General features: G+C 69.4%; 18 protein-coding genes and 1 tRNA gene. 5 read left to right on the top strand and 14 right to left on the bottom strand.

What is annotated here, in order from left to right; translation table 11 throughout:
* Nucleotides 1-80: 80 nt before the first annotated feature.
* A tRNA-Met gene (locus OG588_RS33150) sits at nt 81-154 on the bottom strand.
* 72 nt (nt 155-226) lie between these two features.
* Entirely contained in the window at nt 227-3172 is a 2946-nt protein-coding gene (locus tag OG588_RS33145) for a UPF0182 family protein (protein ID WP_405953271.1), read from the bottom strand.
* 174 nt (nt 3173-3346) lie between these two features.
* Between OG588_RS33145 and OG588_RS33140 the strand changes: the two genes are divergently transcribed.
* Nucleotides 3347-3889, top strand: a complete 543-nt coding sequence (locus OG588_RS33140) for a PPA1309 family protein (RefSeq protein WP_405950455.1) — start codon at nt 3347-3349, stop codon at nt 3887-3889.
* Between the two features lie 116 nt (nt 3890-4005).
* Here OG588_RS33140 and OG588_RS33135 read toward each other — a convergent pair whose 3' ends face one another.
* The 4 genes from OG588_RS33135 to OG588_RS33120 form a co-directional block, all read right to left on the bottom strand.
* A complete protein-coding gene (locus OG588_RS33135) occupies nt 4006-5103 on the bottom strand; it encodes a PDZ domain-containing protein (protein ID WP_317775606.1) in 1098 nt (365 codons plus the stop codon).
* Between the two features lie 53 nt (nt 5104-5156).
* Entirely contained in the window at nt 5157-5321 is a 165-nt protein-coding gene (locus tag OG588_RS33130; protein WP_169389425.1) for a hypothetical protein, read from the bottom strand.
* 186 nt (nt 5322-5507) lie between these two features.
* Nucleotides 5508-5966 (bottom strand): molybdenum cofactor biosynthesis protein MoaE, encoded by a 459-nt coding sequence (locus OG588_RS33125; RefSeq protein WP_405950454.1) that lies wholly within the window; start codon nt 5964-5966, stop codon nt 5508-5510.
* Between the two features lie 114 nt (nt 5967-6080).
* Entirely contained in the window at nt 6081-7193 is a 1113-nt protein-coding gene (locus OG588_RS33120) for an SDR family oxidoreductase (protein ID WP_405950453.1), read from the bottom strand.
* Between the two features lie 192 nt (nt 7194-7385).
* On the opposite strand from OG588_RS33120, the gene OG588_RS33115 reads away from it, so the two are divergent.
* Nucleotides 7386-8825: a zinc-dependent metalloprotease gene (locus OG588_RS33115; protein ID WP_405950452.1), complete on the top strand. Its 1440-nt coding sequence runs from the start codon at nt 7386-7388 to the stop codon at nt 8823-8825.
* Nucleotides 8822-9343: an NUDIX hydrolase gene (locus tag OG588_RS33110; RefSeq protein WP_405950451.1), complete on the top strand. Its 522-nt coding sequence runs from the start codon at nt 8822-8824 to the stop codon at nt 9341-9343. Before OG588_RS33115 ends, OG588_RS33110 begins: the two co-directional genes overlap by 4 nt.
* Before the next feature lie 67 nt (nt 9344-9410).
* On the opposite strand, the gene OG588_RS33105 is transcribed toward OG588_RS33110, so the two are convergent.
* From OG588_RS33105 to OG588_RS33090, 4 genes are all read right to left on the bottom strand, one after another.
* On the bottom strand, nt 9411-10166 hold the full coding sequence (locus OG588_RS33105; RefSeq protein WP_318018716.1) for an AIM24 family protein: 756 nt from the start codon (nt 10164-10166) through the stop codon (nt 9411-9413).
* Nucleotides 10167-10183: 17 nt separating this feature from the next.
* Nucleotides 10184-10864, bottom strand: a complete 681-nt coding sequence (locus OG588_RS33100; RefSeq protein ID WP_405950450.1) for an AIM24 family protein — start codon at nt 10862-10864, stop codon at nt 10184-10186.
* An 11-nt stretch (nt 10865-10875) separates the two neighbouring features.
* Entirely contained in the window at nt 10876-12519 is a 1644-nt protein-coding gene (locus OG588_RS33095; protein WP_405950449.1) for a TerD family protein, read from the bottom strand.
* 113 nt (nt 12520-12632) lie between these two features.
* Complete coding sequence (locus tag OG588_RS33090) at nt 12633-13229, bottom strand: M48 family metallopeptidase (protein ID WP_043258340.1); 597 nt, start codon at nt 13227-13229, stop codon at nt 12633-12635.
* A 218-nt stretch (nt 13230-13447) separates the two neighbouring features.
* On the opposite strand from OG588_RS33090, the gene OG588_RS33085 reads away from it, so the two are divergent.
* Entirely contained in the window at nt 13448-14674 is a 1227-nt protein-coding gene (locus tag OG588_RS33085; protein WP_405950448.1) for a TOMM precursor leader peptide-binding protein, read from the top strand.
* Nucleotides 14667-16055, top strand: a complete 1389-nt coding sequence (locus tag OG588_RS33080; RefSeq protein ID WP_405950447.1) for an ABC1 kinase family protein — start codon at nt 14667-14669, stop codon at nt 16053-16055. Before OG588_RS33085 ends, OG588_RS33080 begins: the two co-directional genes overlap by 8 nt.
* Before the next feature lie 70 nt (nt 16056-16125).
* Here OG588_RS33080 and OG588_RS33075 read toward each other — a convergent pair whose 3' ends face one another.
* The 4 genes from OG588_RS33075 to OG588_RS33060 all read right to left on the bottom strand — a co-directional run bounded on the left by OG588_RS33075 (nt 16126) and on the right by OG588_RS33060 (nt 17656).
* Nucleotides 16126-16335 carry a hypothetical protein gene (locus OG588_RS33075; RefSeq protein WP_405950446.1) on the bottom strand — a complete coding sequence of 70 codons (210 nt, stop codon included), beginning with the start codon at nt 16333-16335 and terminating at the stop codon, nt 16126-16128.
* A gap of 135 nt (nt 16336-16470) precedes the next feature.
* Nucleotides 16471-16800, bottom strand: a complete 330-nt coding sequence (locus OG588_RS33070; RefSeq protein WP_405950445.1) for a hypothetical protein — start codon at nt 16798-16800, stop codon at nt 16471-16473.
* Nucleotides 16797-17165: a WhiB family transcriptional regulator gene (locus OG588_RS33065; protein WP_019058340.1), complete on the bottom strand. Its 369-nt coding sequence runs from the start codon at nt 17163-17165 to the stop codon at nt 16797-16799. Before OG588_RS33065 ends, OG588_RS33070 begins: the two co-directional genes overlap by 4 nt.
* Nucleotides 17166-17338: 173 nt before the next feature.
* Nucleotides 17339-17656 (bottom strand): hypothetical protein, encoded by a 318-nt coding sequence (locus OG588_RS33060; RefSeq protein WP_405950444.1) that lies wholly within the window; start codon nt 17654-17656, stop codon nt 17339-17341.
* Nucleotides 17657-17741: the final 85 nt, after the last annotated feature.

The raw sequence follows: 17741 nt of genomic DNA, 5'->3' as shown, positions 1-17741 counted from the left end.
CGGCCGTCACCCTCGTCGGCACATGCGTTCGCACAGCGCGAAGGCCCGGATCCTTAGAGGATCCGGGCCTTCGCGATCAGTAGCGGGGACAGGATTTGAACCTGCGACCTCTGGGTTATGAGCCCAGCGAGCTACCGAGCTGCTCCACCCCGCGCCGTTGTGTTGCAACCGTACCACGGCGCGGGACGGACCTCCGACCTAGTGATCAACTGCCGCCTGAGCTGCGCTAACCACTCGAACTGCTCGGGCTGCTCGACGCACTGGGACTACTGCTCGGACTGCTGCTGGGACTCGCGCTGCTCTTGTCGCCGCCGCTGGACTTGCTTGCGGCGGCCTGCGCTTCCTCGGCCCGCTTCAGCGCGGCCTGAAGATCCTTCTGCGCCTGCCCGTACGCCTCCCAGTCGCCCTTCTTAAGCGCCGTCTGCCCGGCGTCGAACGCCTTCTGGGCGTCGCTCAACGCCGCCTGGACCGTCGGGTTGCCGGATGTCGGTGGACTGGTGCTCTCGTCCGGTGGCGTGGTCGTACTGCTCTCCGCCCCGAAGACCTTGTTGAGCCCCTCGTCCAGCGTGTCCTCGAAGGCGGTCTTGTTCCCGTAGGCCACCAACACCTTGCGCAGGAGCGGGTACTTGAGTCCACCACCGCGTACGTAGACGGGCTCCACGTAGAGCAGTCCCCCGTCGAGCGGCACCGTCAGCAGGTTGCCGTACTCGATGTCGGAGTCGCCGCCCTTGAGCAGCTTGATGGATTCGGCGATGTCCTGTTGGGAGTTGAAGGCGCTCTGCACCTGTTTAGGTCCGCCGACGGTCGTGCTGGTCGGCAGCTTCAGGATTCTGATCTTTCCGTAGTCGGCGGTACCGGCTTCGGAGTCGACCGACATGAAGGCGCTGAGGTTGTCTCTGCCGTTCGGTGTGAACGTCGTCGTCAACGAGAAGGCCTGCGCGGACTGGTCCGGCATCTTCATGCTCAAGTAGTACGGCGGCACCGCACTGTTGGACTGGTTCGTCGGGTCGTTCGGCACCTGCCACACCTCGCTGCCGCTGAGGAACGTCTGCGCGTCCGTCACGTGGTAGCGGGTGAGGAGTTCACGCTGGACCTTGAACAGGTCCTGCGGGTACCGGAGATGGGCCATCAGCGAGGACGAGATGTCCTTCTTGGGCTCGACCGTGCCCGGGAACGCCTTCATCCAGGTCTTCAGGACCGGGTCCTTGGTGTCCCACTGGTAGAGCTCGACCTTGCCGGTGTACGCGTCGACGGTCGCCTTCACCGAGTTGCGGATGTAGTTGACCTGGTTCTGCTGGGCCACCACCGTGCGGTTGTTGTTGGTCGCCGTCAGCGAGTCCGCCGTGGTGTCACCCAGGGTCGTACGCGAGGCGTACGGGTATCCGTTGCTCGTCGTGTACGCGTCGACGATCCACTGGATACGGCCGTCCACGACCGCCGGGTAGGCGTCGCCGTCGATGGTCAGCCAGGGCGCCACCGCCTCGACGCGGTCCTTGGGCGTGCGGTTGTACAGGATCCGCGAACCCTCGCCGATCGCACCGGAGTACAGGATCTGCGGCTCGTTGAACGCCACCGCGTACGCGGCCCGGTTGAGCGGGTTGGAGAGGTTGACCCCGCTCTTGCCCGTGTAGCTGGTGGTCTTCTCACCGCTGTCGTCGGAGTAGTCGATCTCCTTCTGGGGACCGCCGACGATCGAGTACGTGGTGGTCTTCTCGCCGTAGTAGATCTGCTGCTCGTACTTGCCGAGGTCACCCGTGGACGGCAGATCGGACTCGGTGAAGACCGGGCGGCCCTCGGAGTCGACCTCGGTGCCCTTGGCGGCGACCACTCCGTAGCCGTGCGTGTAACGGAAGTGGTCGTTGATCCAGTTGTTCTTCGGAATGCCGTTGAGGTTCAGCTCACGCAGACCGATGACCGTGTCCTGGTCCTTGCCGTCCTCGCTGTAGCGGTCGACATCCAGGTTGGTCGGGAACGCGTAGTAGTTCCTGATCTGCTGGAGCTGCTGGAACGTGGGCGACACGACGTTCGGGTCCACGATGCGGATGCTCGCCGTGGAGTCGACGTCGGACCGCAGCTTGGTCTTGTCCTTGGTGGTGCTCGTGCCCGAGTACTCCGTGACCTTGGTGTCGTCGATGCCGTAGGCCTCGCGCGTCGCCTTGAGGTTCTTCTGGACGTACGGGGCTTCCTTGGCCTGCTCGTTCGGCTGGACCGTGAACTTCTGGACGATCGCCGGGTACAGGCCGCCGATGAGGATCGCGGAGAGCACCATCAGGCCGAAGCCAATGACCGGCAACTGCCAGGTGCGCCGCCACAGAGTGGCGAAGAACAGCAGCGCGCAGATGACGGCGATGCAGAACAGGATCGTCTTGGCCGGCAGATACGCGTTCGCGTCGACGTATCTGAGGCCCGTCCAGTCACCGGTCGCCTTGAAGTCGCTGGATTTGACCGCGAGTCCGTACCGGTCGAGCCAGTAGGCCACCGCCTTGAGCGCGACGAAGATGCCGAGCAGCACCGACAGATGCCCGGTGGCCGCGGCCGTGGCGCGCGCGCCCGGGCTGGTGATGCGCAGGCCGCCGTACAGGTAGTGCGTCAGCGCGGCGGCGAGCAGCGAGAGGATCGCGGCGGCGAAGCCGAAGCCGAGCAGGAAGCGGTACCAGGGCAGGTCGAACGCGTAGAAGGACACGTCGAGGTGGAACTGCGGGTCCTTCTGGTGGAAGGGCACGCCGTTGACCCACATGAGCCAGACCCGCCACTGACTGGACGCGGACGCCCCCGCGATCAGCCCGACCAGGGCGGTGATCGCCAGAAGCAGCCACTTCTTGTAGGGCGCGATGCCCATGCGGTAGCGGTCGAGGCTCTGCTGCTCCATCGACATGGCGCTGAGTGGCGGGCGCAGGCGGTGCGCCAGCCAGATGTTCACACCGACCGCGGCCGCCATCAGGAGGCCGAAGACGAAGAACAGGCCGATCTTCGTCGTCAGGGTCGTCGTGAACACGGACGAGTAATGCACCGACCGGTACCAGAGCCAGTCCGTCCAGAAGCCCGCGAACATCGTGAACGCCATGCCGAGTACGGCAAGGACGCCCAGTGTCATGAGCAAAGTCCGGACGCGCCGGGACGGGCGGCCCACTCTGATCCGCGGCCCTTGCGGGCCTCCGCCGCGGTCCGGCATCTGGAAAGCCAAGGTGCGCACCTCGAAGTTCGCTGTTGGTCGCTGTCGTTGCGTCAGGTCCCCGGTTTCGGGGACCCTCCGTAGCCCCGCGTGATCGCGGGCCCACACCTATGCAACTTACTCACCGTTTACTCGGTTCCCGATTCCGGCCATGAACGAGGCAGGATTGTGACCATGTCCAACACTCCCATGGCAGCGAACCCCCTCACCCGGGCCGTACTCGAGATCGACGAGTACGCCGCCGGGCTCGGCTGGGACCAGCCCGCTCGCCTCTTCGCCCTGGTAGACACCGCGCGGCTGCGGGCCCAGGAACCCGGCCTCGCGGCCCAACTCGGCCTGCGGGACGAGCCCGAGACCACTGGTCTCACCCCGATCGAGCAGGAGGAGATCCCGGCCGGAAAGCCGCTGGACGAGTTCCTCGGCACGATCGCCTGGCCCGACGCGGTGGTCGGCTGCGCGCTCACGGTCGAGCGCCTGATGCTGCCGCCGTCCGCCGAGGCCTCCGTCCCGGACGGCCTGAGCGAGAAGAAGCTCACCCAGTGGGTCGCCCAGCACCCCGACCGCCAGGAGGTCCGGATGACGGTCGCGGTCCTGCGCGACGGCACCCGCGACTCGGCCCTGCGCCTGCGCGAGAAGGACTCCCCCACGGAGGTCCTCACGGGCGGCGCCCTGGTCCCCGGCCTCGCCGAGGCCCTGTCCGCGACCTTCGAGGACTGACGTCGTCCGCTACGACTCCGGTACGACTCCAGTTCCTTGCCTACGACTCCGGGGGCGCCCTCTGTGTGAGGGCGCCCCCGGAGTCGTAGGCAAGGTCTTCTTAAGAAGGGGGTCGTTCAGCTCTTGGTGCTGCACTTCGGGAGGTCGTCGGTCTTGCCGCTGTTGATCAGCTTCAGGTCGCTGATCGCGTCCTTGATGGTGTTGACCTTGACGAGCCTGAGACCGCTGGGGGTGTCCTTGGCAGCTTCGGCGCAGTTGTCGGCGGGCGTCAGGAAGTACTGGGCGCCCTTGCTGCGCGCGCCGACCGTCTTCATCGAGATGCCGCCGATCGGGCCGACCTTGCCGTCGTCGTCGATCGTGCCGGTGCCGGCCACGAACTTGCCGCCGGTGAGGTCGCCCGGGGTGAGCTTGTCGTAGATGCCGAGCGCGAACATCAGGCCGGCGCTGGGGCCGCCGACGTCGGCGAGCTTGATGTCGATGGTGAACGGGAACGTGTGATCGGTTCCGGCGGAGATGCCGACGATGGCGCGCTTGGTGCCGGTGTCGTCGGAGGTCGCGGTGGTGATCGTGATGTTCTTCGTCGCGGTCGCCGTCTTGTTCGCCTTCACGGCGGCGGCCTGCTCCTTGGCGGGCACGATCGTGAACACGACCTTCTCGCCCGGCTTGTGCTTGGTGACCAACTTGGCGACGTCGTCCGGCTGCTTCACCGTCGTACCGTCGACCGCCTTGATCACGTCACCGGCGTGCAGCTTGTTCTCGGCCGGGGTGCCCTTGACGACCGTCGAGACGATCACCCAGGACTTCACCGGGACGCCCAGCTGGTCCAGGGCGGCGACCTTGGCGCTCTCCTGGGACTGGCTGAACTCCTCGGCGTTCTCCTGGGTCGACTGCTGCTCCGTCTTGCCGTCCGGGTACAGCGTGTCGTGCGGGACGATCTTGTCGTCGTGGGCGAGCCAGCCGTACACGGCCTCGATGAGGTTCATGTTGTAGTCGGCGCTGGTGACCCGGACCGTCGTCATGTTCAGGTGACCGGTCGTCGGGTAGGTCTTCCGCCCGGTGATCTGCAGCACCGGCTCGCCGTCGTGGTCCCCGAGGGTGTTCACCGTCGGGCCCGGCGACATCTCCGCATACGGGACGTTGATGAGGACTCCCGCGCACAGGAGCGCGATCAGCATCAGGGTGGAGGCGAGCATCGTCGCGGTGCGGCGTGGCATGGCACGACAGTACGGGACGCTTCTGTCAGCGCACCGTCAGGGCCGCCTTCCGATCATGTGCCGGAGTGGGACTTCTCCATGGCCTCGCGGAAGCGGGCGTAGCCGTCCAGTTCCGGGCCGTCGCTGCGTACCTTGCGGGTCCGGTTGGCCCAACTGCCCCACAGGCCGGCACCTATCGCAGCCACCAGCGGAATCAACAACCAGGCGAGTGCCGCCATGCCGACCTCCCAACCCCACATGAGTGACCTCAACTGACTGATCAGCAGATTAGCCAGCCCCACTGACAACGCTCATGCCCGGGGGGCGGTTACGCAACCGGAGGGCGGCTGAGAAGTACGTGAGTACGCATCAACAGGCGCCGACCCGCCCTCCCGTCGCCCGACCGCCACCCCTCAACGACGGCGCTACGCGCCGACCCAGTCATCTGTGCCGTCGGAGAACTTCTGGTGCTTCCAGATCGGCACCTCGTGCTTGAGGTCGTCGATCAGCTTCCGGCACGCCTCGAAGGCCTCGCCCCGGTGCGGACACGACACGCCGACGACGACGGCCAGGTCCCCGATGCCGAGATCCCCCACCCGGTGGACGGCGGCCAGCGCCCGCACCGGATAGTCCGCGACGACCTTCTCGGCGATCCGCCGCATCTCCGCCTCGGCGCTGGGGTGGCAGGAGTACCCCAGGGCGTCGACATCGGCACCGCTGTCGTGATTGCGCACGGTCCCTACGAAGAGTGCCATCCCACCGGCGGCGTCATCCCCCACGGCCTTGAAGACCTCGTCCACGGAGAGCGGCGTCTCCCGGATCCCGATCAGCTTGATGGGATCCTGCGCGGCCTGCTCACCGGGATGGTCGATCGTGGGTGCCATGCCTCCATCGTGCCGCACCCCGCCGACAGCGCGGAATAGCACTTTCAACAGGCACGCGCGTGTGCCTGTTTGGAGCGTCCTACAGGAGCGCGCGTTTTCTGCGGATCGCGCCGCTCAGATCCGCCGTCGGGCCTTCCGCGCCCGTCGTACGACCGCCGCCGCGCCCAGCAGCGCGACCGTCGCGCCCGCGGCACCCGCCGCCGTGGCGTCCTTGCGGCCGAGTCGTCGTCCGACGACCGTGTGCCGCCCGGCGACCTCCTCCAACAGCTCGGCCAGCACTTCCTCATTGGTCCACTGCGGCCGCCAGCCCGCGTCGTGCAGCCGGCTCCCGCTCACCACCCAGGGGTACATCGTGTACGCCAGGTCGCCGGCCGGGGATGGGGTGAGCCCGATCCGGTGCAGCCGGGCCGCCGCGCCGAGCGCGACAGCGGACGGCAGCTCCATCCGGCGGATTCCGCTGAGCTCCTCGACCTCCTCCTGCTCCAGCCATCCGTCGCAGCCGACGGCCAGCTCCCCCTCGACCTTCTCCAGGACGGCGTACTCCAGGGCGCTGCACAAGTCCTCAACGTGGCAGAACTGCCAGGCGGGCCGCGACCCGGCCACCACCAGCAGCCGGGGCGACTCGAAGTACCTGGTCAGTGCGGTGTCGGTGCCCCCGACGAGCACTCCGGGGCGGACGACGGTGACATTGAGTCCGGGATGCGCCCGGGGCGCGCGCCGCGCGAGGCGCTCGACCTCCAGGAGGTCGCCGACACCGGTGGCCTCCGCGGTGGCGCGCAGCTCGGCGTCCTCCGAGAGCGGCAGTTCGTTGTCGGGCAACGCTCCGTAGACCATCGCCGAGGTGCACAGCACGACCCGGTGGACACCGGCGGCCGCGGCGGCGGTCAGCACGGTCTGCGTCCCCCGCACGTTGTACGCCGAACGGGCGGCCGGATCGGTCTCCAGATCGAGATCGAGCGCCAGATGGACGACGACGTCCGCGCCGCGCAGCTTCTCCGCGATGGCCGGATCCCGTAGGTCGAGGATGTGCCACTGCGCCGCGGCGCACTCGCCGCGCCGCTCGTCGATGGCGATGACCTGCTTGATCTCCTCGGAGGCGGCGAGCCGCTCGGTCAGCAGCGCCCCGATCCCGGACGCGGCGCCGGTGACCGCGACGACGGGCCCGCGGACGGCGGGACTGGTTGAGTGGTTTCGCGCTGCGCGAACCTGCGGATCTGGGGAACTCACCGGGCGTCTCCAGCGGTTGTCTTCAGTACGGACGCGCGTGACGCGTCCGGACCAGGTGGCATCCATCCTGCCGCAGGCCAGGTCTCGGCGAAGCACTGAGGCCCGATCGGCCCGCGGTGTCTACGCTGGGTGGTGTTGAAGGGCAGTCGTGCCGTCGGAGAGAACCGGCGGCCTTAACAGCCGAGGAATCCCGTGAGTGACACCCCATTCGGATTCGGCCTTCCGCCGGAGGAGCCGGACGACGGCGACGAGGGCAAGAAGAAGGACCAGGAGAGCGGTGGTGGTCAGGGACCGGCCAACCCGTTCGGTTTTGGCGGCCTGCCCGGTGCCGGCGGCTTTGGCGGCCCCGGCGCGGACAATCCGCTCGCAGCCATGTTCGGCTCGCTGAACCCCAATGACCTGGGCGCCGCGTTCCAGCAGCTGGGCCAGATGCTCTCGTACGAGGGCGGCCCGGTGAACTGGGACATGGCCAAGCAGATCGCCCGCCAGACGGTCTCCCAGGGCACCCAGGACGGCGTCAAGGACGCGAGCATCGGCCCCGCCGACCGCACCGCGGTCGAGGAGGCCGTCCGCCTGGCCGACCTGTGGCTGGACGACGCGACCTCGCTGCCGTCCGGCGCCGGCACCGCCGTGGCCTGGTCCCGCGCGGAGTGGGTCGAGGCGACCCTGCCCGCGTGGAAGGAGCTCGTGGACCCGGTCGCCGAGCGCGTCGGCGCGGCCATGGGTGACGTCCTGCCGGAGGAGATGCAGGCCATGGCGGGCCCGCTGATCGGCATGATGCGCTCAATGGGCGGCGCCATGTTCGGCACGCAGATCGGGCAGGCCGTGGGCGTGCTCGCGGGCGAGGTCGTCGGCTCGACCGACATCGGCCTGCCGATCGGCCCGGTCGGCAAGGCCGCGCTGCTGCCGCTGAACATCGAGGCGTTCGGCAAGGACCTGGGCGTCCCGCAGGAGGAGGTGCGGCTCTACCTCGCCCTGCGCGAGGCCGCCCACCAGCGCCTGTTCGCCCACGTGCCGTGGCTGCGCTCGCACCTGTACGGCGCGGTCGACGGGTACGCGCGCGGGATCAAGGTCGACACCGCCAAGCTGGAGGACGTGGTCGGCCAGTTCGACCCGCAGAACCCGGAGCAGCTGCAGGACGCCCTCCAGCAGGGCATGTTCCAGCCGGAGGACACCCCGGAGCAGAAGGCCGCCCTGGCCCGTCTGGAGACGGCTCTGGCGCTCGTCGAGGGCTGGGTGGACGCGGTGGTCCACGCGGCCGCGAAGCCGCGCCTGACGTCCGCCGACGCGCTCCGCGAGACCCTGCGGCGCCGTCGCGCGACGGGTGGTCCCGCCGAGCAGACGTTCGCCACGCTGATCGGCCTGGAGCTGCGCCCGCGCCGGCTGCGCGACGCCTCCCGTCTGTGGGCCTCGCTCACGGACGCGCGCGGTGTCGACGGCCGGGACGGCCTGTGGGCCCACCCCGACATGCTGCCGACGGCCTCCGACCTGGATGACCCGGACGGCTTCGTGCACCGCGAGCAGATGGACTTCTCCGAGCTGGACAAGATGCTCGGCGAGGCGGCGAGCGGCACCACGGAGAAGCCGAACCTGACGAAGGACGAGGACTCCAAGGACGACGACACCGAGTGAGCCTGTACGACGACGCGGTCCTCGTACTGAAGAGCTACGAGGACCAGACGGACCTGCGCCAGGCCTACCTGGACCACCTGGCCGCCCACCCGGACGGCATGTGGAAGTCCTGCCACGCCGGGCATGTGACGGCGAGCGCCCTGGTGATCGACCCGGAGCACGGCAGGGTCCTGCTGACCCTGCACAAGAAGCTGCGGATGTGGCTCCAGATGGGGGGCCACTGCGAGCCGGAGGACACCTCCCTGGAGCGGGCAGCGCTGCGCGAGGCCACGGAGGAGTCCGGCATCACCGGCCTCACCCTGCTCCCGGGCGGCCCGGTCCGCCTGGACCGGCACCCGATCCCCCCGCCGTGCCACTGCCACTACGACGTCCAGTACGCGGTGCTGGCACCCCCCGGCGCCGTCCAGGAGATCAGCGACGAGTCCCTCGACCTGCGCTGGTTCGCCTACGACGAGGTGGCGGCCGTAGCGGACGAGTCGGTGGTGCGGTTGCTGGAGGCGACGCGCGCCAGGCTGTGAAGGCCCGGGACGACGTGTAAGGGGCGCCCACTCTTGCGGGCGCCCCTTACGTTGGTTTTCCGGACCGTCAGCTCCAGGCGTTCCCCTGGTTCTGGGCGTGGGCGCCGTGCTGGCCCATGCCGAACTGGGCGGCGACGCCCTGGCCGATCGCGGCGTTCTGCGGGGGCAGGAGTTCGCTGGGCTGGACGAGCGCGTAGCCGCTGCCCATGAAGCTCAGCTCCCAGCCCTCGCCGGTGTTGCCGCGGCGCCGCCACACGCCCGAGGAGTGCGTCTGGGCCTGCATCTGGACGCGGAGGCCGGTGGACCAGGCGACGATCGCGTCGGCGTCACAGTTGACGTACTTGTCGGGCGTGACCTGCATCATCAGCGGTGCGCCCGAGGTCATCAGGGCGACCTTGCCGCGGCCGGTGATGTTGAGCTGGTACTTCCCGGAGCCGGAGATGCCGTACTGGCTGTCCACGGCGATGACCTCGTGGTGCAGCGAGGAGTCCATCGCGAGGACGTAGCTGCTGTCGACGGTCAGGCCGTCCTGTTCCACATCCACTACGTGGATGTGCTGGGCGAGGTTGGCGAGGAAGACCGTGCCCTGCCCGTGGCAGCGCATCAGGCTGAGGCCCTCGCCGGTGGCCGCACGGGCGTAGGCCTGCTGGGTGTTCTGGTACTCGGCGTCGAACTCGACGAGCCCCTGGTAGGCGACCATCGTGCCCTTGCGGGCGAGGATGTCGTCGTGGCCCTCTAGGACAATGCGCAGCATCTGCTTGTTCTGCAGGCTGTAGCGGTCCTGGGACTGCGAGTCGTTGAACGCGAAAAGCGGGCTCTGCATGGTGTCGTGTTCCCCCCTCAGCCCCGGAACCGGAGACGGTCGGTGCTGTCCTCGCTGGGCTGGACGACGACGATGCCCGTCCCGGAGAAGGCCATCTGGTAGGCCTCGCCGCTGCCGCGGCCGATCAGCGACTGCGCCTTGAAGCTGCGCTTGCCCTTCACCTTGAGGTTCGGGGACCAGGCGACGAGCGCGTCCGGGTCGACGTACGTCTCGTCCTCGCCACCACCGCAGTCGACGACGATCGGCTTGCCGCGGGAGGTCAGCGCGACCCAGCCCTGACCGGTGATCTTGGTGTTCCACAGGCCCTGCCCGGCGAACTTCGCGAGCCCCTTGACCCGCTCCACGCCCCAGGTGAGGTGGGAGTCGAAGGCGAGCAGGTTGGTGGCGTTGACGGAGATGCCGTCGCCGTTGAGGTTGATCACGACGACGTCGGCGCCGTAGTCGGCGAGGTAGAGCAGTCCGTCTCCGGAGCACTTCATCAGGGGTGCGCCCTCGCCGGTCATCCAGTCGCGCGCGATCTGGCGCACGGCCGGCGGGTTGGGCTCGTACTGGATGAAGCCTTCGTAGGCGATCATCGAGCCCACGCGCGCGAAGAGGTCGCTTCCGGTCTGCATGGCGACCTTCAGCATGTTGTTGCCGTGGTTCTCCATGCGGGCGGTGACGGGTGCGGGGGCGTAGCCCGCGAGCGGCTGGTTCATGACGGGCTCCCTCAGACCTCGTACGGCTGGACGACGATGAAGTTGCCGGGGGCGGCCCGGAACTGCAGGTTGACGCTCTCCCCGGTGTCGCCCGGATAGGCGTTGCGGCGCATCCGGACCTGGCTGGAGACGATCACCTGGGCTGCCGCGGACCAGGCGACGACCGCGTTGCAGTCGGCGAACGTGGTCGGCGTGACCGGCAGGACGACAGGCGAGCCGTGCGTCTTCACGACGATGGTGCCGGTCCCCTGGAACTGCATCGTGAACAGCGCGCCCCCGGGGATGCCGTGTCCCTCGATGCGCCGGACCTCGTACTGGAGGCTCTCGTCGAAGGCGAGGACGTTCTCGGCGGAGACGCAGATCGCGTCCCCCTGGAGCTCGACGGGGTGCAGATGCGTGGAGTTCTCGGCGAGGAACACCTGGCCCTGGCCCGTGCAGCGCATGAGCTGCATCTCCTGGCCGGTCGCGTTGCCGACGAGCCGTCCGGCGAATCCGGCGCCCTTGTAGCCGAAGTCGACCTTGCCCTGGTAGAGCACCATGCTGCCCTGGCGGGCGAGCACGGGCTGGCCGCCGATGCCGAGGTCGACGCGGATGAGCTTCTTGTTCTGCTGCGTCCAGCGCTGCCCGGTGGGCGTCTCCTTGAACTTCTCCAGCGCGGCCGACACACCGGCGCCCTGGGGAGATCCCTGGGGCACTCCGTAGCCGGCCGCCTGGGCCGGGACCTGCCCGTATCCGGGGGGCGCGGGAGGCTGCTGGCCGTACCCAGGAGGCGCGGGTGGCTGACCGTAGCCGGGGGGCGGAGTCGGCTGGCCGTAACCGGGCGGCGGGCCCGGCGCGTGCGGGGCCTGGGGCTGCGCGTAGCCGGGCGGCGGAGGCGGGCTCTGGCCGTAGGGCGCGGGCGCGGGACCCGGGGGCGGCACCGTGCCCACCCCGGGCGGGGTCATGGGCGCGATGATGGTCGGCGCGGCATGCACGGAGGGCGCGGGCGCCGGCGGGGGTGTGTACCCCTGCGCGACGGGCTGGGGTGCCGGGGCCGCGGGGGCGCCGAACGCGGGCGGGGCGAAGCCGGGGGCGGCACCGGACTGCGGCGGCGCGGGCTGCGCCTGCTGCGGCCCGGGCGTCTCCTCCTCCGCGACCTCGCCGCCGAAGTTCTTCAGCAGCGCGTCGAGGCCACCGTCGAAGCCCTGGCCGACGGCCGCGAACCGCCAGACGTCCTTCAGGTAGAAGTCGCCCAGCATCACGGCCCGCTCGGTGGTGAACTCCGAACCGTTGAACGAGTAGCGGGCCACCTCCTCGCCGCCGGCGACGATACGGACATACCCGGGGGCGATCTGGGACATCTGCCCGGCGCCGTCGAGGGTCGCCGTGAAAGCGAGCTTGTGGATCTGCGGCGGGATCTTGTCGAGCGTGACCCGGAAGGACTCCGAGTCGCCCGCCTGGGCACCCAGGAGCTGGATGGACTCCTCGGGGGACTTCGGCTGGTTGAAGAAGACGAAGTACCGGTCGTCCGAGAGCCGCTCCTCGGCGTCGAGGCCGAAGCAGCTGATGTCGAACGTCAGTCCGGGGCCCGTGATCTGCACACCTACGTACAGATCCGTGCCCGCGGTGAGGTCACTGATCTTGGCCTTGTGGCCGCGTTGGAATTCCCTGGCCATGCGTAACGACCGTCCCCCATCCCGATGCAAGTGAGTCGCGCCAGGCTAACGGCAATCACTGACACCGGAGGAAGTCGGTACAGACCCGGTACACAATCCCCCACAAGAGGGCCTCACTCGTCGCGGGCGCCCGGCGGATGGGGCAGCCGCTCGGCCGCGACCACGCCTTCGAGGTAGCCCTTGGCCCGCTCGGTGCGCGGATACGCCTCCAGGAGCCGCCAGAACCGCGGCCCGTGTCCAGGCACCAGGAGATGCGCCAGCTCGTGCAGCAGCACGTAGTCGACGACGTACTCGGGCATGCCCTGCAGCCGGTGCGAGAGACGGATGCTGCCCTCGGAGGGCGTGCAGGAGCCCCAGCGCGTGTTCTGGTTGGTCACCCAGCGCACAGAGGTGGGCCGGGCACGGCCGTCGAAGTACTGGGCCGACAGTCGCTCGGCGCGCTCGGACAGCTCGGCGTCACCGAGCACGCGTTTGCTTTCCTGGGCGGCCAGCTTGTCGAGCATGACGGTGACCCAGCGCTGCTCCTCCGCCTCGGACATGCGGGCGGGGATGAGCACGACGGTGCGATCGCCCTCGCGGTACGCGGAGACCGTTCTGCGCCGACGCGCACTCCTGCGGACCTCGATCGCGCTCGCCCCCGAGCCGCTTGGCGGCTGGCTCGTCGTACTGCGCTGTGGTTTTCCGGCGCTGTGCAGTGGGTCGGCGGGCACGCCACGACGTTACCCTCTGCACACGCGGGAAGTCCCGCCCCTGGGACGGTTCGGTGTCGATACCCCACCAAGCGTTTGATTCGTACGACGAATCCCCACACCCTGTGGATAACTTTCGACGCCCGACGGCGGAACCGTGCACGCTGGCATGACCGGCGGAGCACCGACCAGTTCCGCCGGCACACGGGACGTACTTCCTAGGGCTACGGGGGCCTGTCATGCATCCGATGGTGAAGCCCGCGCTGCGGCGCGGCTGGCGTGATCTCCACACCGTGCAGTTCGGGATGACACCGGCGCACGCCATGACTTTGGGCCCGATGGACACGGCGACGGGCAGTTTCCTGGACCTGCTCAACGGCACGCGCGGACTGCCCCTCCTGCGTGAGGAGGGGCACCGGATGGATCTGCCCGAGGGCCATGTCGACCAGCTGGTGAAGGGGCTGACGCACGCGGGACTGCTCGACGACGCGAAGGGCGGTGGGCCCGCGGCCGATGCCCTCCGTGCGAAGAAGGACGTCCTCGACCGGCTGCGCCCGGACCTCGCATCGCTCTCCCTGATCACCGGCGAGCCGGGCGAGTCGATGGGCCGTCTGGCGGCGCGTCGCGAGCTGCGCGTACAGGTGCGAGGCGCGGGCCGGGTGGGCGCGGCGCTGGCCGCGCTGCTGTCGGGCGCGGGGGTCGGCGAGGTCGACGTACGCGACGGCGGTCACACCGAGCCCTGGGACGTCGCTCCGGGTGGGCTGCCCGCGGAGTCGGTCGGCGAGCGCCGGGAGGAAGCGGCGCGCCGCGCGGTACGCCGGGCGGCACCGGACCGCCCGCCGCGCAGGACCTCGCAGGCCGCGGCGGAGGAGAGCGACCCGGGCTTCTCCCTGGTGATCCTCGCCCCGCGCGACGACGTCGCCGTGCACGCGCCCGACCCGGCCGCCGCCACCGGCCTGATCGTCTCGGGAACCCCTCATCTGTACGCCGGTGTCGTGGAGGGCACGGGAGTCGTGGGCCCGCTGGTCCTGCCCGGCGAGACGTCCTGCGCGGGCTGTCTGCACCACGCGCGCACCGACCGGGACCCGACCTGGCCGCGCCTGGTCGCGCAGTGGCGCTCCGGCAGGCAGCCGCAGGTGCGGCCCTGCGATCTGACGCTGGCCACTACCGTCGCCGGACTGGCTGCCGCGCACGCGCTCGCCTTCCTGGACGGGCAGTCACCGTCGAGCGCGGGCGCGCGGTGGGAGGTCTCGCTGCCCGGGCTGCACTGGCACGCGCGTCCGGTCTGGGCGCATTCCGCCTGCCCGTGCGGAGCCGCCGAGAAGGGTGCGGAGAAAGGTAAGGAGGGACACACCTCTACGGACGAGGATCGACACGCGACAATGGCAGGGAACCGGCCGTCGAGGGACGTGCGCCGTAAGGCAGACTCGGCCCGGCCGGCTGGGACTTGGAGGGCGCATGTCTGATCTTCCCCGGAAAGCGGTCACCCGTACCGCCAAGCTCGCGGCACTCCCGCTCGGCTTCGCCGGCAGAGCGACCTGGGGGCTGGGCAAACGGATCGTGGGCGAGTCCGCGGAGATCGTCGGCCGCGAGCTGCAACAGCGCACGGCGGAGCAGCTGTTCAAGGTGCTCGGTGAGCTCAAGGGCGGTGCGATGAAGTTCGGGCAGGCGCTGTCCGTCTTCGAGTCGGCGTTGCCCGAGGAGGTCGCCGGTCCCTACCGTGCCGCGCTGACCAAGCTCCAGGAGGCGGCGCCGCCGATGCCGACGCGCACCGTGCACGGTGTGCTGGCGGAGCGGCTCGGCGAGGACTGGCGCGAGCTGTTCCTGGAGTTCGAGGACAAGCCCTCGGCCGCCGCGTCGATCGGCCAGGTGCACCGGGCGGTGTGGCACGACGGCCGCGAGGTCGCGGTCAAGGTGCAGTACCCGGGCGCCGGCGAGGCCCTCCTGTCCGACCTGACTCAACTGAGCCGTTTCGCCCGCCTGTTGGGCCCGCTCATCCCCGGGATGGACATCAAGCCCCTCATCGCCGAACTCCGCGACCGGGTCTCCGAGGAGCTGGACTACGGCCTGGAGGCACAGGCCCAGCAGGTGCACGCCGAGGAGTTCGAGGGCGACCCTGATGTCATGGTGCCCGCGGTGGTCCACCAGTGCGACCAGGTCCTGGTCACGGAGTGGATCGACGGGATTCCGCTGTCGGAGGTGATCGCCGACGGCACCCAGGAGCAGCGCGACCGGGCAGGTCAGCTGCTGGCCCGCTTCCTCTTCTCCGGCCCGGCCCGGACCGGTCTCCTCCACGCCGATCCGCATCCGGGCAACTTCCGTCTGCTGCCCGCCGACCCGGACGGCAAGGGCGACTGGCGCCTGGGTGTCCTGGACTTCGGCACGGTCGACCGCCTCCCCGGCGGCCTGCCGACGCCCATCGGCGACTCCCTGCGCATGACGCTCGACGGCGACGCCGAGGCGGTCTACGAACTGCTGCGCACGGAGGGCTTCGTCAAGGATTCGATAGAGCTGGACCCCGATGCCGTCCTCGACTACCTCGTGCCGATCATCGAACCTGCCCAGGTCGACGAGTTCACCTTCAGCCGCGCCTGGATGCGCAGCCAGGCCGCCCGCATCGCCGATCCCCGCTCCCCCGCCCACCAGTTGGGCAAGCAGCTCAACCTGCCCCCGGCGTATCTCCTGATACACCGAGTGACATTGAGCACAATCGGCGTCCTGTGCCAGTTGGGCGCGACGGTGCGGCTGCGCGAGGAGCTGGAGGAGTGGCTGCCGGGGTTCGTGCCGGAGGACCCGGACGAGTACGAGGAGTTCCTGGACGAGGAGGAACCCGCGGCGGAGGCGTGAGCCGGAACTCGGACGGCGCGAGTCGGTTCGGTGGTGGCTCGGGGCGGTCCGGTGGTGGCGCGAGTGCGACCTACCACCAGGTGGAGTCCAGCCGTCCCTCGATCGCCCTGAGGTTCTCCCTGGCGCAGGTGTCGCAGAAGTAGTGCCGGGTTCCGTTCTCCACGGAGCAGATCCAGGTGGGCTGTGGGCCTTCGGACCGGGTGCCGCAGCGGGCGCACACAAGGGGCCGGGGCTCCGCGGTGGAGGCGCTGATGTCACTGCCTCCGGGAGGACTCGTCACGCGGCGACGATATCCCCGCGGCCGGGGATCGGCGGGCAGAACGCACCGCGGGGGCCGGTCCGTTCGGACGGACCGGCCCCCGCGAGGAGCTTTCGCCTCCCGAGGTCGGGAGGCCACCGCTTCAGGTGTGATCGGTTACTGCATGAGGGCCATGGCGAGCGCACGGCGGGCGCGCATCGAGGCACGCTCGGCCCTGCGCTGCATCCGGCGGGCGGCCAGCAGGTGCGTGACCTGCCGTTCCCGCTCGGCCTCCCGCAGACGCTCGTGCATATGCGCACGGGCCAGGGCTTCTGGAATGAGTTGCATCTCTCGGGTCCTGTTCTGGCGCGACTCGGTCGCACCCGGAGTGGTGAAGTCTGGGATCGCGGAGCCCACGGGCTCGCTGGGAGTGGACGGCTTCATCGGGGCCTGCTTCTTGGGGTCGTGCGTGAGGGGGCGGTCGATCGTTCCGAGGGTGATGGTCATGCCGTGACCGGGTTCTTGCGCGGACGGCCACGCGGCCGCTTGCGGGCCACGACGACACCCTGGACGAAGAGCTCGCCACCCCAGACGCCCCAGGGCTCGCGCCGCTCCTTGGCGCCGGCGAGGCAGGCCTCGATCAGCGGGCAGGTGCGGCAGAGGGACTTGGCGTACTCGACATCGGCCGGCGACTCGGCGAAGAAGACCTCCGGGTCGTAGGAACGGCAGGGGACGGGCACGCCCAGGTTCTCGATGGCGTCGTCGAGCGCGGTGAGCGTAGTGAGCGGAGTCAAGGTGGAGTCCTCCGTGAGGCCGGGCGGGGGGATCGTTTCGGAAGGCGGTACGGACGGGGCGTGCGCTTCGAGTTGCACGGTTGTTCTTCCTCGTCTGGTCGGTCCGGCCCTGTTGGGCCGGTTGTCGGCTTGGTACCGGGTTCTTTTCTTGTCCCGAGGCCCCTTCGCTCCGTCGTCCCCGTTCGGGGAAAACAGAAGGGCCGCGGATCCCGGGTGGGGTTCCGCGGCCCTGAAGGCGCCGGCCTGATCGATCAGGCTGGATCACTCCAGGGTTCTGGCCCACGGAAGGCCCACATCTGGTGGTGCTGCGTCGTCTGCTTCCGGCTTCCGGCACCGGGTGCAAAGGCATAGGCCTGCGCCTGTGCCCCTACTGCTTCCAGTGCCTTGGTCGGTCGCTCATTGCGCTCACGGATGGGAAGGACCGCGAGAGACACGGCGGACGCCGGACGGACGGCAGAGATGCCGGACAGACCGGTGCCCAGGTTCGAAACGCCGAGCATGCACAGGGAGACGACCGAGGGATCGGTCATTTTCACGGTGCTGATGGAGCTGGCGTTGATGCTGATCACTGGAATCGCCTCCTCTCGGCGTCTCGGGGGACCGGGGGTGAGACCGGTCCTACGGATATGCAAGTACAGCACGGAATCAGGGCCT

Origin of the sequence: Streptomyces prunicolor (genome assembly GCF_045162825.1) — a bacterium.
Lineage (GTDB): Bacteria > Actinomycetota > Actinomycetes > Streptomycetales > Streptomycetaceae > Streptomyces > Streptomyces prunicolor.
Note: the sequence above shows the minus strand (reverse complement) of the source record. Positions and strands in the feature narration are given on the sequence as shown.

Coding starts and splice junctions, on each gene's coding strand:
- OG588_RS33140 (WP_405950455.1), top strand. CDS start 3,347: ATGTCCAACACTCCCATGGCAGCGAACCCCCTCACCCGGGCCGTACTC.
- OG588_RS33070 (WP_405950445.1), bottom strand. CDS start 16,800: ATGACCATCACCCTCGGAACGATCGACCGCCCCCTCACGCACGACCCC.
- OG588_RS33095 (WP_405950449.1), bottom strand. CDS start 12,519: ATGGCCAGGGAATTCCAACGCGGCCACAAGGCCAAGATCAGTGACCTC.
- OG588_RS33130 (WP_169389425.1), bottom strand. CDS start 5,321: ATGGCGGCACTCGCCTGGTTGTTGATTCCGCTGGTGGCTGCGATAGGT.
- OG588_RS33145 (WP_405953271.1), bottom strand. CDS start 3,172: ATGCCGGACCGCGGCGGAGGCCCGCAAGGGCCGCGGATCAGAGTGGGC.
- OG588_RS33125 (WP_405950454.1), bottom strand. CDS start 5,966: ATGGCACCCACGATCGACCATCCCGGTGAGCAGGCCGCGCAGGATCCC.
- OG588_RS33085 (WP_405950448.1), top strand. CDS start 13,448: ATGCATCCGATGGTGAAGCCCGCGCTGCGGCGCGGCTGGCGTGATCTC.
- OG588_RS33135 (WP_317775606.1), bottom strand. CDS start 5,103: ATGCCACGCCGCACCGCGACGATGCTCGCCTCCACCCTGATGCTGATC.
- OG588_RS33100 (WP_405950450.1), bottom strand. CDS start 10,864: ATGAACCAGCCGCTCGCGGGCTACGCCCCCGCACCCGTCACCGCCCGC.
- OG588_RS33080 (WP_405950447.1), top strand. CDS start 14,667: ATGTCTGATCTTCCCCGGAAAGCGGTCACCCGTACCGCCAAGCTCGCG.
- OG588_RS33105 (WP_318018716.1), bottom strand. CDS start 10,166: ATGCAGAGCCCGCTTTTCGCGTTCAACGACTCGCAGTCCCAGGACCGC.